Genomic DNA, 14,895 nt, shown 5'->3' with positions numbered 1-14,895 from the left:
ATTAAAGTTGAGATGCCACTTCGTCACAGATTTCTCCGTTGTGATATACGTTTTGTACGTCATCACAATCTTCCAACATATCAATTAAACGAAGTAATTTTGGTGCAGTTTCAATATCAAGATCAACGGTTGTTGATGGAATCATCGTTACTTCAGCTTCTTGTACTTTAAAACCAGCTGCTTCAATGCCATCGCGCACTGAACCTAAATCTTCCCAAGCAGTATAGATTTCAAATGAACCATCATCTTGTGGTTGAATATCATCAGCACCCGCTTCGATTGCCGCTTCAGTTAAGGCATCTTCATCCGCTTCTGCGATTAAGATTAAACCTTTTTTGCTAAATAAATAACCCACAGAACCTTCTGTTCCCAAGTTACCACCACATTTAGTAAAACTTGGGCGCACTTGTGAGATCGTACGGTTTGCATTATCACTTAAACATTCCACCATAACCGCTGTACCACCTGGACCATAACCTTCATAGATTTTGGTTTCCATATTGGTGTCATCGCCACCACCTACGCCACGATCAATAGCGCGGTTGATAGTATCGCGCGTCATATTATTGCTAAGTGCTTTATCTACTGCTGCACGTAAACGCGGGTTAGCACTCACATCGCCACCACCAATTTTAGCTGCGGTAACAAGTTCACGAATTAATTTAGTAAAAATTTTACCGCGTTGTGCATCTTGTGCTGCTTTGCGGTGTTTAATATTAGCCCACTTACTATGACCTGCCATTTTATTTCCTTCTGTTTTGATCTTATTGATCTTGATTTAATTAAACGTTTTGACCTAGGCTAGGTATAGCCTAGGTTAGTAAAAGTGTTACCCCGTTGGGAGTGGATGTAGCTTTTCCCAAAAGAGAACCGCTATCACCATAATTAGCTGTGATTATACTTACCTACGGAGATTAAAAAGATATTTTTTAATAGCTTCCGCATTATTCTGGGATTTCGTCATTTCTACTGCTTTTTTCGCCGATATCCAGCAAAAATCTAAATGCTCACTCAATACTGGCATAAATTCTTTTTCCACCTCACACAAAAACCAATGTTCTTTGCAATGAGTAATATTCGGTGCGTATTTATAGCGGAAATGTGGAAAAATTTCAAATTCTATGCTCTCATTGCAATCAAAAAGTGCGGTGGAATTTTCCGAAATTTCTAACCGCACTTCTTCCCATAGCTCACGAATTGCTGTTTTTTTTGGTGTTTCACCACTTTCAATGGTGCCAGTAACAGACTGCCAAAAATCAGGATCATCTTGGCGTTGGAGCATTAAAACTCTGTTTGTATCTTTAGTGTAAATTACAACGAGAACAGATTGATTATTTTTGTATTGCATCATTAAAAATGCGGTCAAATCTGACCGCACTTCATTCCTAATATTTCAAACTTATTCTGCTTTAACGACAGAAATTGCCAACTCTTCCAACGCTTGCGGATTTGCAAAACTCGGGGCTTCTGTCATTAAGCACGCTGCTGCCGTAGTTTTAGGAAAAGCAATCACATCACGGATATTTTCAGTGCCTGTTAAAAGCATGGTTAAACGGTCTAAACCAAATGCTAAACCAGCATGCGGTGGAGTACCAAATTTTAACGCATCTAATAAGAAACCGAATTTCTCTCGTTGTTGTTCTTCGTCAATACCAAGAATACGGAACACAGTTTGTTGCATTTTCGGATCAAAAATACGCACAGAACCACCACCCACTTCGTAGCCGTTGATGACCATATCGTAAGCATTGGCTACCGCACTTGTTGGATCAGCCTCTAATTGCTCTGGGCTGAAATCTTTTGGTGAAGTGAATGGATGGTGCATTGCTGCAAGATTACCTTCTTCATCACGTTCAAACATTGGGAAATCAATGACCCAAAGCGGTTTCCATTCGTCTAAACGAGTTAAGCCAAGATCACGACCTAATTTCAAACGTAACGCGCCCATTGCATCAGTGGTAGTTTGCCATTTGTCTGCACCGAAGAATAAAATATCGCCAGTTTGTGCATTCACACGTTCTGCTAACGCTTTCCATACCTCTTCATTTAAGAATTTCGCAATCGGACTTTGCACGCCTTCAAGACCAGCATTAATATCGTTTACTTTTGCCCAAGCCAAGCCTTTTGCACCATAAATACCAACAAATTGTGTATATTCATCAATTTGTTTACGAGTAATTTCTGCACCATTTGGTACTCGAATGACTGCAACACGGCCATTTGGATTGTTTGCTGGCTCATTAAATACTTTAAATTCAACATCTTTGACAATATCTGCTACATCTACCATTTCTAATGGGTTACGCAAATCTGGCTTATCAGAACCGAAACGACACATTGCTTCTTGCCAAGTCATCACTGGGAACTTACCTAAATCCACACCGATGGTATCAAGCCATAAGCCGTGCACCATACGTTCCATAATTTCGCGGACTTCTGGCGCAGTTAGGAAAGAAGTTTCCACATCGATTTGAGTAAACTCAGGCTGACGGTCTGCTCGCAAATCTTCATCACGGAAACATTTTACGATTTGATAATAGCGGTCAAAACCAGACATCATTAAAAGCTGTTTGAAAAGCTGTGGTGATTGCGGCAATGCATAGAATTTGCCTTTATGCACACGGCTTGGCACTAAATAGTCACGCGCACCTTCTGGCGTTGCTTTGGTAAGCATTGGGGTTTCAATATCAAGGAAACCATTATCATCCATGAAACGACGCACAAAGCTGGTGATTTTTGCACGAGTTTTCAAACGTTGAGCCATTTCTGGACGACGTAAATCTAAATAACGATATTTTAAACGTTGTTCTTCAGTATTGTTTTGGTTAAAGTCGAGAGGCAACACATCAGAAGCATTGTAAACACGCAATTCTTTCGCTAACACTTCCACTTCACCTGTTGCCATATTTTTATTGATTTGGTTTTCAGGACGCGCAATCACTTCACCTTTAATTTGAATACAAAATTCATTACGTAACCCAGCAGCCGCTGTCAATGCATCTTGATATTTCGGATCAAAACAAACTTGCACAATGCCATCACGATCACGCATATCAATAAAAATCAAGCCACCTAAATCACGACGGCGGTGAACCCAACCGCTTAATGTTACATCTTGTCCGATATTGTTACGGTTTAATGCTCCGCAATAATGTGTACGCATCATTTCAAAATCCTTTGTACTCTTTTAATTATGCTCAAAAATCTGTCGCAATTATAGCGGAAAACCAAGAGAGATAAAAAGTTTATTTATGCTGACAAATCAATCAAAAAAGCAAAGAAAAGTAATAAATGTTCAAAATAAAGGCTTTTTTGTGCCATATCATCAGATTTTTTGTTATATTATGCGGCTTGTTGAGATTAAATTACGTTAAGGATAACCACATGTTATTTATCAATATTACTTTTGCCTGTATTTTAGCGATCCGTTTTTACAGTCTGTCTATTTCAATTCGTCATGAAAAAGCACTCATTGCAAAGGGTGCAATACAGTATGGTAAACGCAATTCCACACTGTTGTCCATTGCCCATGTTGCATTTTATTTTGCGGCGATCATTGAGGCTAATAAGCAAAACCTGTCATTCAATAGCACTTCACAAATAGGGTTGGCAATTTTAATTTTTGCTATTGCAATGCTATTTTATGTGATTTATGAGCTAAAAGAGATTTGGACAGTAAAAATTTATATTTTACCAGAACATCAAATTAATCGCTCTTTCTTGTTTAAATACGTACGTCACCCAAATTATTTCTTAAACATCATTCCCGAATTAATTGGCTTATCGCTTTTCTGTCAGGCTAAATATACCGCATTGGTTGGACTACCTATTTATTTGCTTATCTTAGCCGTGCGTATTAAACAAGAAGAGAGTGCCATGTCGCATTTATTTCCTAAATCATAATTTATAAATTTCTTCTAAAATAACGACTCTTTCTCTCTGCCTTTAACACATTATGGTAAAAGATACTCTATTTTCTACCCCCATTGCTAAATTGGGGGATTTCATCTTTGACGAAAACGTTGCTGAAGTCTTTCCAGATATGATTCAACGCTCCGTACCTGGCTATTCCAACATTATTACGGCAATCGGTATGCTGGCAGAACGTTTCGTCACGGCTGATAGTAACGTTTATGATCTAGGTTGCTCACGAGGAGCTGCCACACTTTCTGCACGTCGAAATATTCATCAACCCAACGTAAAAATTATTGGTATCGATAATTCTCAACCGATGGTTGAACGTTGTCGCCAACATATTGCGGCATATCATAGTGAGATACCAGTAGAAATTCTCTGTAATGATATTCGCCACGTTGAAATTAAAAATGCCTCAATGGTCATTCTCAACTTCACCTTGCAATTTTTACCGCCTGAAGATCGCGTGGCATTGCTTATCAAAATCTATGAAGGTTTAAATCCAAATGGCGTGCTCGTGTTATCAGAAAAATTCCGTTTTGAAGATACTAAAATTGATCATTTACTCATTGACTTGCACCACCAATTCAAACGTGCCAACGGTTATAGCGAACTTGAAGTGAGTCAGAAACGTACCGTACTTGAAAATGTGATGCGTACAGACTCTATCGAGACACACAAAGTGCGGTTAAAAAACGTAGGATTTTCACAAGTAGAACTTTGGTTCCAATGCTTTAATTTTGGTTCGATGATTGCAGTTAAATAAAACAACGGTAATTTGATCTTCTTGCTTGCATACAGCAATTGAAATGATTAGTATATACTTATTAAATGCACAGTATATACAGGAGGGTAAATATGCTTGCTAAAGTGTTTCAAAGTGGTAACAGCCAAGCTGTTCGGATCCCGATGGACTTTCGTTTTGACGTCGATACCGTAGAAATTTTCCGAAAAGAAAATGGGGATGTGGTATTACGCCCAGTTTCTAAAAAAACAGATGATTTTCTTGCGTTATTTGAAGGATTTGATGAGACCTTTATTCAAGCACTTGAAGCGCGTGATGATTTACCGCCTCAGGAGCGAGAAAATTTATGATTTATATGTTAGACACCAATATCATTATTTATTTAATGAAAAATCGCCCCAAAATTGTTGCCGAACGAGTATCACAATTATTGCCTAATGATCGCTTAGTTATCAGCTTTATTACTTATGCTGAACTTATTAAAGGCGCCTTTGGTAGTCAAAATTATGAGCAATCAATACGAGCAATAGAATTACTTACTGAACGAGTAAATGTACTATATCCCAATGAACAAATCTGTTTACATTATGGCAAATGGGCAAATACACTCAAAAAACAAGGGAGACCTATCGGAAATAATGATCTATGGATTGCTTGTCACGCATTGAGTTTAAATGCTGTTCTTATTACACATAATGTAAAAGAATTTCAGCGTATTACAGATCTTCAGTGGCAAGATTGGACAAAATAGATAATTCTGATTTTTTATTTTACTTATGACATAATCTGTTTAACTCAACTAAAAAAGGACAAACCGATGCAAATTTTACACACTATGTTACGCGTGGGCGATTTAGATCGTTCAATCAAATTTTACCAAGATGTTTTAGGTATGCGTTTATTACGCACCAGTGAAAACCCAGAATACAAATATACGCTGGCTTTTTTAGGTTACGAAAATGGCGAAAGTGCGGCAGAAATTGAATTAACATACAACTGGGGCGTAGATAAATATGAACACGGCACTGCATATGGACATATCGCTATCGGCGTAGATGATATTTATGCGACTTGTGAAGCCGTTCGCACGAGCGGTGGTAACGTTACTCGCGAAGCAGGGCCAGTTAAAGGTGGCTCAACCGTCATTGCTTTTGTTGAAGATCCCGATGGTTATAAAATTGAATTTATCGAAAACAAAAGTACTAAATCTGGTTTAGGCGACTAAAGTGCGGTCAATTTTTATTGTATTTTTAATAACGTAGGGCTTCCTACGTTATTTTATTTTTAAGAGATAGATTATGTCCGATTCTCAAGAAATCCCTTATCACAACCAATTAAAAAATCGCTTTCGTGGCTATTTCCCCGTCATTATTGATGTTGAAACTGCAGGTTTTGATGCAAAAAAAGATGCGTTACTCGAACTAGCCGCCATCACATTAAAAATGGATGAAAACGGTTATTTACATCCTGATCAGAAATGCCATTTTCATATCGAGCCTTTTGAAGGCGCAAATATTAATCCAGAATCCTTGAAATTTAATGGTATTGATATTCACAATCCACTACGTGGCGCGGTGTCTGAACTTGATGCAATCACGGGATTATTTCAAATGGTGCGTCGAGGACAAAAAGATGCGGATTGCCAACGTTCTATCATTGTGGCGCACAATGCCGCTTTTGACCAAAGCTTTGTGATGGCCGCCGCTGAACGTACTGGCGTAAAGCGTAATCCCTTCCATCCTTTTGGCATGTTTGATACCGCAAGTTTAGCAGGATTGATGTTTGGTCAGACTGTTCTCGTTAAAGCCTGTCTTGCTGCAAAAATTCCATTTGATGGGAAACAAGCCCATTCAGCGCTATATGATACCGAACGCACGGCGAAATTATTCTGCTATATGGTCAATCATTTAAAAGATTTAGGTGGCTTCCCACACATTGCTTCTGAACTAGAACAGGAAAAAACAACTGAAAAAGAGACCGCACTTTAAGAAAAAATAAAAAACTGGTTGCAATCGTTTTATTTTTCCAGTAGTTTAAAAGCAATTCTTATTTGGAGATAAAAAATGAACATTATCCGTCGTCACCATCATCACCATTCAACTGAATAATCTTTCAGGTTTTTGGTGTGCTTGGAAGATTTCTTCCGAGCTGACAGGATAATAAAAATCTTACCCCTCGGAAGGCAACTTTCGAGGGGTTTTGTTTTATTTACGATATAGGAGGCATTAATTTAGCGTTATTCTTTATTCAATAAAAATTTTAAAGTAAAGTATTTATCATTTAATTTACAAGGAAAAACACAATGTTATCAAACCCTGTTGTTATCTCAATCATCGTTTTGCTGGCACTTAGTTTGCTACGCATCAACGTTATTATCGCACTGGTGATTGCTGCGCTTACCGCAGGATTTATCGGTGATTTAGGTTTAACTAAAACCATCGAAACCTTTACAGGTGGCTTAGGTGGCGGTGCTGAAGTCGCAATGAACTATGCAATGCTTGGTGCGTTCGCCATTGCTATTTCTAAATCAGGTATTACTGATTTAATCGCTTATAAAATCATCACAAAAATGAATAAAACACCAACTGCTGGCAATTTAACTTGGTTCAAATATTTCATTTTTGCGGTGTTGGCATTGTTTGCCATATCTTCTCAAAACTTACTTCCAGTGCATATTGCCTTTATTCCAATCGTTGTACCACCGCTGCTTTCAATCTTTAACCGTTTAAAAATTGATCGCCGTGCAGTAGCTTGCGTACTTACATTTGGTTTAACTGCTACCTATATGTTATTACCAGTGGGCTTTGGAAAAATCTTTATCGAAAGTATTTTAGTTAAAAACATTAATCAAGTAGGTGCGACCTTAGGTTTACAAACAAATGTAGCGCAAGTTTCTTTAGCAATGTTGTTACCTGTTATTGGAATGATTTTAGGCTTACTCACAGCCGTATTTATTACCTACCGTAAACCACGTGAATACAATATCAATGTTGAAGAACCAACAACTAAAGATATTGAAGCTCACATTGCTAATATTAAACCAAAACAAATTGTTGCAAGTTTAATCGCGATTGTCGTGACCTTCGCGACACAATTAGTCACAAGTTCAACTATCATTGGCGGTTTAATTGGCTTAATTATTTTCGCACTATGTGGCATTTTCAAACTAAAAGAAAGCAACGATATTTTTCAACAAGGCTTACGCTTAATGGCAATGATTGGCTTTGTAATGATTGCTGCTTCAGGTTTTGCAAATGTGATTAATGCCACCACTGGCGTAACAGATTTAGTACAAAGCCTAAGTTCTGGTGTTGTGCAAAGTAAAGGTATTGCCGCATTATTAATGCTTGTCGTTGGTTTATTAATTACAATGGGTATTGGATCATCATTCTCTACAGTACCGATTATTACATCAATTTACGTACCACTCTGTTTATCTTTTGGTTTTTCTCCGTTAGCAACAATTTCTATTGTAGGTGTAGCGGCGGCTTTAGGAGATGCAGGTTCGCCCGCATCAGACTCAACATTAGGCCCAACATCAGGCTTGAATATGGATGGCAAACACGATCACATTTGGGATTCTGTTGTACCTACCTTTATTCACTATAATATTCCATTATTGGTATTCGGCTGGATTGCAGCAATGTACCTTTAACGATTATAATCCCCCACTTGGGGGATTTTTTTATGACTGTTCAACAACTTATCCAACGCTTAGATCAAAAAGTTCAACAACTTTATCAGAGCAACTTGCCACAAGAAGAAAAAATCTTCGCCAAATTTGACCGCACTTTATTTAGTGAAAACGGACAAACTGTTGCCTTTTATCTAAAGGAAATTAATCAAACCCTTGATAAAATAAAATCCCTACAATCTGAAAATCCTGATCATTACATCTTCATTACCAAACGCTTACTTGCCCAATGTACTGCGCTATCAGAAGCACTCACGCATAAAAATAAGCCTTTTATCATTAACACGAACTCCATTCCACCGCAGTCGCAAAAAAAATCTCAACATAGCATTCATAAATTACCACCAAGAGAACGCCTAGAAAAATATTACGAAGCACGAGAACAATTGAATAATCTTTATCGACAGCATAAAGATTTAGCACAAGCTGAAAAAAATAATGATGAAAAAATACGTTATGCTCAACTTGCAGAAGTTTATAAAAAACGCCAGCAAAAATGCCAAGATGCAATCGATCTTTTAGAAGAATATTTGGTGTTTAAAGAAGAAGTGGAAAACCGTGAAAATACGGAAAACAAATGATTAGAAATAAAAAAACTAATTCTTCCGAATTAGTTAGCTCGTAAAAATTGATGGCGGAGGAATAGGGATTCGAACCCTAGGAGGGCGTAAACCCTCGCCGGTTTTCAAGACCGGTGCCTTCAACCACTCGACCATTCCTCCGTGATTTAATGCGCGTGAATAATACGTTCTCTAATAAAAACCGTCAAGTAGAAATAATCTCATTTTTATCAAGTGATTATTTTTACCACAGCTTATAAAAAATGCCTTTCCTATTTATGAACGGAAAGGCATTTTTATTGAATGAATTTCAGTGCTTTTTATTACTACAATATATCGCAGAAATTAACCGCACTTTTGTCATCTAAACAATTATTTTACGCGAGAGACGTATTCGCCAGAGCGGGTATCAACTCTGATAACTTCGCCGATTTGGACGAAAAGAGGCACTTTTACGACTGCACCAGTGCTTAATGTTGCAGGTTTACCGCCAGTGCCTGCGGTATCGCCTTTAAGACCTGGGTCTGTATCGACGATTTCTAATTCAACAAAGTTTGGTGGCGTAACAGTAATTGGCGCACCATTCCATAAAGTCACGATACAATCTGCTTGGTCTAATAACCATTTTTCTGCATCACCTACGGCTTTTGCATCTGCAGAGTACTGTTCAAATGTTTCTGGGTGCATAAAGTACCAGAATGCATCGTCTTTGTATGAATAAGTTAAGTTAAGATCCATAACATCAGCCGCTTCAACCGAAGTGCCAGATTTAAAGTTTACATCTAATACTTTGCCTGAAATTAATTTACGAATACGAGTACGAGTGAATGCCTGACCTTTGCCTGGTTTTACAAATTCATTTTCAACGATGACACAAGGTTCACCGTCTTGCATAAATTTTAGACCTGGTTTGAAATCACTGGTAGTATATGTAGCCATATTTGAAATATCCTAAAAATGAGAGATGGTTTGAAAAGTGCGTATTTTAACCCAAGAACCCGTCATTAGAGAAGAACAAAATTGGCTCACAATTCTAAAAAATGCCATTTCAGATCCTAAATTATTGCTAAAAGCCTTAAATTTACCAGAAGATGATTTTGAGCAATCCATTGCTGCGCGGAAACTTTTTTCTCTTCGTGTGCCACAACCTTTCATTGATAAAATAGAAAAAGGCAATCCGCAAGATCCCCTTTTCTTGCAAGTGATGTGTTCTGATTTAGAGTTTGTGCAAGCGGAGGGATTTAGTACGGATCCCTTAGAAGAAAAAAATGCCAATGCGGTGCCAAATATTCTTCATAAATATCAAAACCGCTTGCTCTTTATGGCAAAAGGCGGTTGTGCGGTGAATTGTCGTTATTGCTTCCGCCGACATTTTCCTTACGATGAAAACCCAGGAAATAAAAAAAGCTGGCAACTGGCGTTAGATTACATTGCGGTGCATCCTGAAATTGAAGAAGTGATTTTTTCAGGTGGCGATCCTTTAATGGCGAAAGATCACGAATTAGCGTGGTTAATAAAACATTTGGAAAACATACCGCACTTACAGCGTTTGCGTATTCACACCCGTTTGCCTGTTGTGATTCCGCAACGGATTACTGATGAATTTTGCACTTTATTAGCAGAAAGTCGTTTGCAAACAGTTATGGTGACACACATTAATCATCCGAATGAAATTGATCAAATTTTTGCTCATGCGATGCAAAAATTAAATGCCGTGAATGTCACGCTTTTGAATCAATCTGTTTTGCTAAAAGGCGTGAATGATGATGCGCAAATTCTAAAAATATTGAGCGATAAACTTTTTCAAACAGGCATTTTGCCTTATTACTTGCATTTGCTGGATAAAGTGCAAGGGGCGAGCCATTTTCTGATTAGCGATATTGAAGCTATGCAAATCTATAAAACCTTGCAATCTCTGACATCTGGCTATCTTGTTCCTAAACTTGCACGAGAAATTGCGGGCGAGCCAAATAAGACTTTATACGCAGAATAAGATCCGATAAAATACACATAATTTTTTCGCCGCACTTTTGGGCTTCTCAATTTTGTGGCTAATTAATATGAATAAGAACAAGCATCAGAGGCAATCCAGTGAATTCTATGGATAAAAATGAACAATCATCTCAAAATGAATTAGATTTAGGGCTTAGTCAAGAGCCAATTACACCAAAGAAAACAATTCAGCCAAGTTCGTCAATTTTAGGTAAAACAAAAGGGTTATTTGCCAAAAAAAATCACGTGCAAACTAACTTTCAGCAACGTAAAGAACCTACTTTTGGCAATTCATCAACGCAAGAAAATGATCCTTTAATTCCGAGTGAAAATTTGAAAACAGTGCAAAAGCCTGTTCTTCAAACTTCTTCCACAGAAGAAAATATTTCTGCGGTTGATGAAGAAATCAGTGCTGAAAATAACGCGGATGAACCCGTCGAAAAGGCTGAAAAACCTATTTTAGCTCAACCAGAAAAATGGAAAATATTACAAGTATTGCCAGCAAAACATCGCCGTTTATTTATGGCTATTTTTGTGTTGGTGATTTTATTGATTATTTTCTTCGCATTAAAACCAAGTTCTGACACCGTTGAGTCTTTTACTCAATCTAACAGCAATGAAATTCCTGTGCAGTTCCAATCGTTAGATCAAAGTCAGCCAGTGGAAACCACGATTTTAGATAATCCTCCTGCACAAAATCAAATGGCTGCAGAGCAAGCCAACCAACCTGAATCTGCGCCAAAAGCAGAGGAAGCGGCGAATAATACGACGGCTCAAAACCAATCAGTAGAAAATACGCCAATGCAACAAAATGTTGTTCAAGCTCCAAGTCAAATGCCAAATGAAATGGCTGCGGCATCTGTTATGCCTATGCCACCAGCTCAAGCGGAACAACCTCAAATGCAACCTGTACAAACGCAAGCAGAACAGCCAAAACCAACCGTGCCTGTTCAGCCGATGAAAAAAGCGGTAGAGCCACAAGTTGTGCATAAAGATACAGCGAAAAAAGAAGTGAAAGTGGCAGAGAAAGCACAGGCTCCATCAAAAGCAACGGAACAAAGCGTCGCTAAAACCGCAGGAAAAGCACCGATTGTTGAAGCCAAACCTGTTCAAGTTAAAAAAGAAAAGAAAGTTCAAATCGTTGATGCAAAACCTGTGAGTAAATCTACAGCTTCTCGCCTTGCTGCAAAAACATTAACTGTGCCGAAAGGTGTTTCACTGATGCAAGTCTTCCGTGATAATCAACTTAATATTTCCGATGTAAACGCAATGAGCAAAGCGGCAGGGGCGGGAAATGTTTTAAGTAGCTTTAAATCTGGCGATAAAGTAACGGTATCTGTGAATAATCAAGGGCGAGTAAATGAAATGCGTTTATCTAATGGCGCGCGTTTTGTTCGTCAGTCTGATGGTTCTTATCAATATAAAAAATAATTTTTTGGGCGAGCAATCGCCCCTTTTTCTTTTTAAGTTCTTTTCTCAAGGTAGGATTTATGTTGAAAAAAACATCTCTTATTTTTACCGCACTTTTGCTGGTTGGCTGTGCACAAAATGCGAATGTGACAACGCCCCAAGCGCAAAAAATGCAAGTAGAAAAAGTGGATAAAGCCTTACAAAAAGGCGAAGCTGACCGATATTTATGTCAAGATGATAAAGTTGTTCGTGTTGTACACGCCACGCATAAAAAATACAAAAAAAATTTGCATTATGTTACCGTCACTTTTCAAGGCGTATCAGAAAAACTAACCTTAATGATTTCTGAACGTGGAAAAAATTACGCTAATATTCGTTGGATGTGGCAAGAGCGTGATGATTTCAGTACGCTAAAAACAAATCTTGGCGAAATTTTAGCAACGCAATGTGTGTCACAAACAAGTGAACGCTTATCTGGACAATAATCGTGCAAAGCGAACTTCAACGTGGTTTTGTTTTGCATCGTCGCCCTTATAGTGAAACGAGCTTATTGGTGGATTTATTCACTGAAGAAAGTGGACGTTTAACCGTGATTGCAAAAGGGGCGCGCGCAAAGCGTTCATCTTGGAAATCGGTTTTGCAACCTTTCACACCTTTATTGTTGCGTTGGACGGGAAAAAGCACATTGAAAACCCTCACTAAAGCTGAACCCGCCGCAATTACACTGCCTTTACAACAAATCGCCCTTTATAGTGGATTTTATGTAAATGAATTACTCACTCGTGTTATTGAGTCTGAAACTCCAAATCCTGCGCTTTTTCAACATTATTTAAAATGCTTAACTGGCTTGGCAACGGAAACTAACGTTGAGCCAACGTTGCGTCTTTTTGAATTTCAACTTTTACAAATTCTCGGTTACGGCGTGGATTTTCTGCATTGTGCTGGTTCTGGCGAGCCAGTGGATTTCTCAATGACATACCGTTATCGTGAGGAAAAAGGTTTCGTTGCGTCTTTAGTGAAAGATAATCTCACGTTTTACGGTAGAGATTTGTTAGCCTTTGAAGCCCTTGATTTTTCCGATGATGCGGTACGTCAAGCAGCAAAACGCTTCACTCGTATTGCGCTGAAACCTTATCTTGGCGATAAACCATTAAAAAGCCGAGAGTTATTCACTCAAAATATTTTACTTTTAAAATAATGGTTCTTCTTTATACCCCAAAGCAAAAAACAAACAATGTTCAAACCATTACGGCTGATATTCTTGATTTAGATTATCAAGGTTTAGGCGTGGCGAAAATTAATGGTAAAACTTGGTTTATTGAAAATGCGCTGCCGCACGAAAAAGTGGAATGTCGTATTCTGGAGGATAAACGCCAATATGGGCATGCTACGGCAAAAAAATGGCGAGTAAAAAGTTCTGAACGTTTAGAACCTAAATGTGCTCATTTTATGCGTTGTGGTGGTTGCCAAGGACAGCATATTCCTATTGAAATGCAGAGAAAAGCGAAAGAATCTGCATTGTTTAAACGATTAAGCAAATTACAGTCAGAACCGATTTCATTTCAACCTATGATTTGCGGCGATGCTTGGGCGTATCGTCGTCGTGTGCGTTTGAGTTTATGGTTTAATCCAAACACAAAACAAATCGACATGGGCTTTCGTCAGAAAAATACCAACGATTTAATACCCGTTCAATCTTGCGAAGTAGCAGAACCTGCAATTAATTATTTACTGCCTAAATTAACCGCACTTTTAGAAAAATTTTCAGCACCGAAACAGCTTGGGCATATTGAATTGGTGGCTGCCGATAATGGCGTCGCAATGTTGTTACGTTACACGAAAAACCTTGCGGAAATTGACCGCACTTTATTGCTCAAATTTGCTGAACAAGAAAAGTTAATGCTGTTTTTACAAAGCGACAAAGGCATTGAACAAATCTATGGCGATGCGCCTTATTATCAATTTTCTGATGGCATAAAATTACATTTTGATATTCGTGATTTTATTCAAGTAAATCGTGCATTAAATGAACGTATGGTCAATACAGCGTTGGATTGGCTTGAATTGAGCCAACAAGATTGCGTGCTAGATTTATTTTGCGGCATGGGAAATTTTACGCTTCCTCTTGCCAAACGCGTGAAAAGTGCGGTAGGAATTGAAGGCGTTTTTGAAATGGTACAAAAAGCGGCGCAAAATGCCGCAAGAAACCAAATCAAAAATATTGAATTTTTCCAAGCCGATCTTGACCAATCCTTTGTTGAACAACCTTGGGATAATCAGTCGTTCAATAAAATTTTGCTTGATCCTCCACGCAGTGGCGCAGCTTTCGCGTTAAATGCTTTGTGCGAGCTGAAAGCAGAGAAAATTTTATATGTGTCTTGTAATCCTGCAACATTAGTGCGCGATGCGGAAATTTTATGTGATTTTGGCTACAAGATTGAAAAAAGTGCGGTGATAGATATGTTCCCTCATACGGGGCATTTGGAGACGGTAGTACTATTGTCCAAACTCGATGTCGATAAGCATATAGATGTTGAAATTAAGCTGGATGAGCTTGATTTGACAAGTGCTGAAAGCAA

Annotated in this window: 16 protein-coding genes, 1 tRNA gene, 1 pseudogene and 1 other annotated feature; of the genes and pseudogenes, 13 read left to right on the top strand and 5 right to left on the bottom strand. The window is 38.3% G+C overall.

Annotation, left to right across the window (positions count from 1 at the left end; all coding sequences use genetic code 11):
* Position 1 precedes the first annotated feature (1 nt).
* The 3 genes from HMPREF2813_RS02440 to aspS form a co-directional block, all read right to left on the bottom strand.
* A complete protein-coding gene (locus HMPREF2813_RS02440; RefSeq protein ID WP_005649034.1) occupies positions 2 to 742 on the bottom strand; it encodes a YebC/PmpR family DNA-binding transcriptional regulator in 741 nt (246 codons plus the stop codon).
* 159 nt (positions 743 to 901) lie between these two features.
* Entirely contained in the window at positions 902 to 1,378 is a 477-nt protein-coding gene (gene nudB / locus HMPREF2813_RS02435) for a dihydroneopterin triphosphate diphosphatase (protein ID WP_005686755.1), read from the bottom strand.
* Between the two features lie 21 nt (positions 1,379 to 1,399).
* Positions 1,400 to 3,166 carry an aspartate--tRNA ligase gene (gene aspS, locus HMPREF2813_RS02430; RefSeq protein ID WP_014550472.1) on the bottom strand — a complete coding sequence of 589 codons (1,767 nt, stop codon included), beginning with the start codon at positions 3,164 to 3,166 and terminating at the stop codon, positions 1,400 to 1,402.
* Between the two features lie 218 nt (positions 3,167 to 3,384).
* Between aspS and HMPREF2813_RS02425 the strand changes: the two genes are divergently transcribed.
* The 8 genes from HMPREF2813_RS02425 (at position 3,385) to priC (ending at position 8,935) form a co-directional block, all read left to right on the top strand.
* Complete coding sequence (locus HMPREF2813_RS02425; RefSeq protein WP_005649040.1) at positions 3,385 to 3,903, top strand: isoprenylcysteine carboxyl methyltransferase family protein; 519 nt, start codon at positions 3,385 to 3,387, stop codon at positions 3,901 to 3,903.
* A 52-nt stretch (positions 3,904 to 3,955) separates the two neighbouring features.
* Positions 3,956 to 4,681, top strand: a complete 726-nt coding sequence (gene cmoA / locus HMPREF2813_RS02420) for a carboxy-S-adenosyl-L-methionine synthase CmoA (protein ID WP_014550471.1) — start codon at positions 3,956 to 3,958, stop codon at positions 4,679 to 4,681.
* Positions 4,682 to 4,773: 92 nt separating this feature from the next.
* Positions 4,774 to 5,010, top strand: a complete 237-nt coding sequence (locus tag HMPREF2813_RS02415) for an antitoxin (RefSeq protein WP_005656316.1) — start codon at positions 4,774 to 4,776, stop codon at positions 5,008 to 5,010.
* Complete coding sequence (locus tag HMPREF2813_RS02410; protein WP_005659980.1) at positions 5,007 to 5,411, top strand: type II toxin-antitoxin system VapC family toxin; 405 nt, start codon at positions 5,007 to 5,009, stop codon at positions 5,409 to 5,411. The genes HMPREF2813_RS02415 and HMPREF2813_RS02410 overlap by 4 nt, the downstream gene beginning before the upstream one ends.
* Before the next feature lie 66 nt (positions 5,412 to 5,477).
* The gene (gene gloA / locus HMPREF2813_RS02405; protein WP_014550469.1) at positions 5,478 to 5,885 is read left to right on the top strand and encodes a lactoylglutathione lyase; all 408 of its coding nucleotides are present in this window, start codon (positions 5,478 to 5,480) and stop codon (positions 5,883 to 5,885) included.
* A 73-nt stretch (positions 5,886 to 5,958) separates the two neighbouring features.
* Positions 5,959 to 6,648 (top strand): ribonuclease T, encoded by a 690-nt coding sequence (gene rnt / locus HMPREF2813_RS02400; protein ID WP_005659978.1) that lies wholly within the window; start codon positions 5,959 to 5,961, stop codon positions 6,646 to 6,648.
* A 95-nt stretch (positions 6,649 to 6,743) separates the two neighbouring features.
* Positions 6,744 to 6,865, top strand: a sequence feature (His leader region).
* 97 nt (positions 6,866 to 6,962) lie between these two features.
* Complete coding sequence (locus HMPREF2813_RS02395) at positions 6,963 to 8,315, top strand: Na+/H+ antiporter family protein (protein ID WP_014550468.1); 1,353 nt, start codon at positions 6,963 to 6,965, stop codon at positions 8,313 to 8,315.
* A 32-nt stretch (positions 8,316 to 8,347) separates the two neighbouring features.
* On the top strand, positions 8,348 to 8,935 hold the full coding sequence (gene priC / locus HMPREF2813_RS02390) for a primosomal replication protein PriC (protein WP_014550467.1): 588 nt from the start codon (positions 8,348 to 8,350) through the stop codon (positions 8,933 to 8,935).
* 51 nt (positions 8,936 to 8,986) lie between these two features.
* Here priC and HMPREF2813_RS02385 read toward each other — a convergent pair.
* Together HMPREF2813_RS02385 and efp are read right to left on the bottom strand one after the other, a co-directional pair.
* A tRNA-Ser gene (locus HMPREF2813_RS02385) sits at positions 8,987 to 9,076 on the bottom strand.
* A 210-nt stretch (positions 9,077 to 9,286) separates the two neighbouring features.
* Entirely contained in the window at positions 9,287 to 9,853 is a 567-nt protein-coding gene (gene efp / locus HMPREF2813_RS02380) for an elongation factor P (RefSeq protein ID WP_005544066.1), read from the bottom strand.
* 37 nt (positions 9,854 to 9,890) lie between these two features.
* On the opposite strand from efp, the gene epmB reads away from it, so the two are divergent.
* From epmB to rlmD, 5 genes and pseudogenes are all read left to right on the top strand, one after another.
* A complete protein-coding gene (gene epmB / locus HMPREF2813_RS02375) occupies positions 9,891 to 10,907 on the top strand; it encodes an EF-P beta-lysylation protein EpmB (RefSeq protein ID WP_005686766.1) in 1,017 nt (338 codons plus the stop codon).
* A gap of 98 nt (positions 10,908 to 11,005) precedes the next feature.
* Positions 11,006 to 12,337 (top strand): opacity-associated protein OapA, encoded by a 1,332-nt coding sequence (oapA, locus tag HMPREF2813_RS02370; protein WP_014550466.1) that lies wholly within the window; start codon positions 11,006 to 11,008, stop codon positions 12,335 to 12,337.
* Positions 12,338 to 12,396: 59 nt separating this feature from the next.
* Complete coding sequence (locus HMPREF2813_RS02365; protein ID WP_005686770.1) at positions 12,397 to 12,801, top strand: MliC family protein; 405 nt, start codon at positions 12,397 to 12,399, stop codon at positions 12,799 to 12,801.
* A 2-nt stretch (positions 12,802 to 12,803) separates the two neighbouring features.
* Positions 12,804 to 13,514, top strand: coding sequence for a DNA repair protein RecO (gene recO, locus HMPREF2813_RS02360; RefSeq protein WP_005686772.1), 711 nt, complete (start codon positions 12,804 to 12,806; stop codon positions 13,512 to 13,514).
* Positions 13,514 to 14,821: pseudogene (rlmD, locus tag HMPREF2813_RS02355) on the top strand (23S rRNA (uracil(1939)-C(5))-methyltransferase RlmD); the annotation flags it as partial. The gene recO and the pseudogene rlmD, both read left to right, overlap by 1 nt.
* Positions 14,822 to 14,895 lie beyond the last annotated feature (74 nt).

It is taken from the genome of Haemophilus sp. HMSC066A11 (assembly GCF_001811665.1).
GTDB lineage: Bacteria > Pseudomonadota > Gammaproteobacteria > Enterobacterales > Pasteurellaceae > Haemophilus > Haemophilus influenzae.
This window is presented reverse-complemented; position numbering and strand designations above follow the sequence as displayed.

Coding starts and splice junctions, on each gene's coding strand:
- HMPREF2813_RS02440 (WP_005649034.1), bottom strand. CDS start 742: ATGGCAGGTCATAGTAAGTGGGCTAATATTAAACACCGCAAAGCAGCA.
- aspS (WP_014550472.1), bottom strand. CDS start 3,166: ATGATGCGTACACATTATTGCGGAGCATTAAACCGTAACAATATCGGA.
- HMPREF2813_RS02425 (WP_005649040.1), top strand. CDS start 3,385: ATGTTATTTATCAATATTACTTTTGCCTGTATTTTAGCGATCCGTTTT.
- cmoA (WP_014550471.1), top strand. CDS start 3,956: ATGGTAAAAGATACTCTATTTTCTACCCCCATTGCTAAATTGGGGGAT.
- HMPREF2813_RS02415 (WP_005656316.1), top strand. CDS start 4,774: ATGCTTGCTAAAGTGTTTCAAAGTGGTAACAGCCAAGCTGTTCGGATC.
- HMPREF2813_RS02410 (WP_005659980.1), top strand. CDS start 5,007: ATGATTTATATGTTAGACACCAATATCATTATTTATTTAATGAAAAAT.
- gloA (WP_014550469.1), top strand. CDS start 5,478: ATGCAAATTTTACACACTATGTTACGCGTGGGCGATTTAGATCGTTCA.
- rnt (WP_005659978.1), top strand. CDS start 5,959: ATGTCCGATTCTCAAGAAATCCCTTATCACAACCAATTAAAAAATCGC.
- HMPREF2813_RS02395 (WP_014550468.1), top strand. CDS start 6,963: ATGTTATCAAACCCTGTTGTTATCTCAATCATCGTTTTGCTGGCACTT.
- priC (WP_014550467.1), top strand. CDS start 8,348: ATGACTGTTCAACAACTTATCCAACGCTTAGATCAAAAAGTTCAACAA.
- efp (WP_005544066.1), bottom strand. CDS start 9,853: ATGGCTACATATACTACCAGTGATTTCAAACCAGGTCTAAAATTTATG.
- HMPREF2813_RS02365 (WP_005686770.1), top strand. CDS start 12,397: ATGTTGAAAAAAACATCTCTTATTTTTACCGCACTTTTGCTGGTTGGC.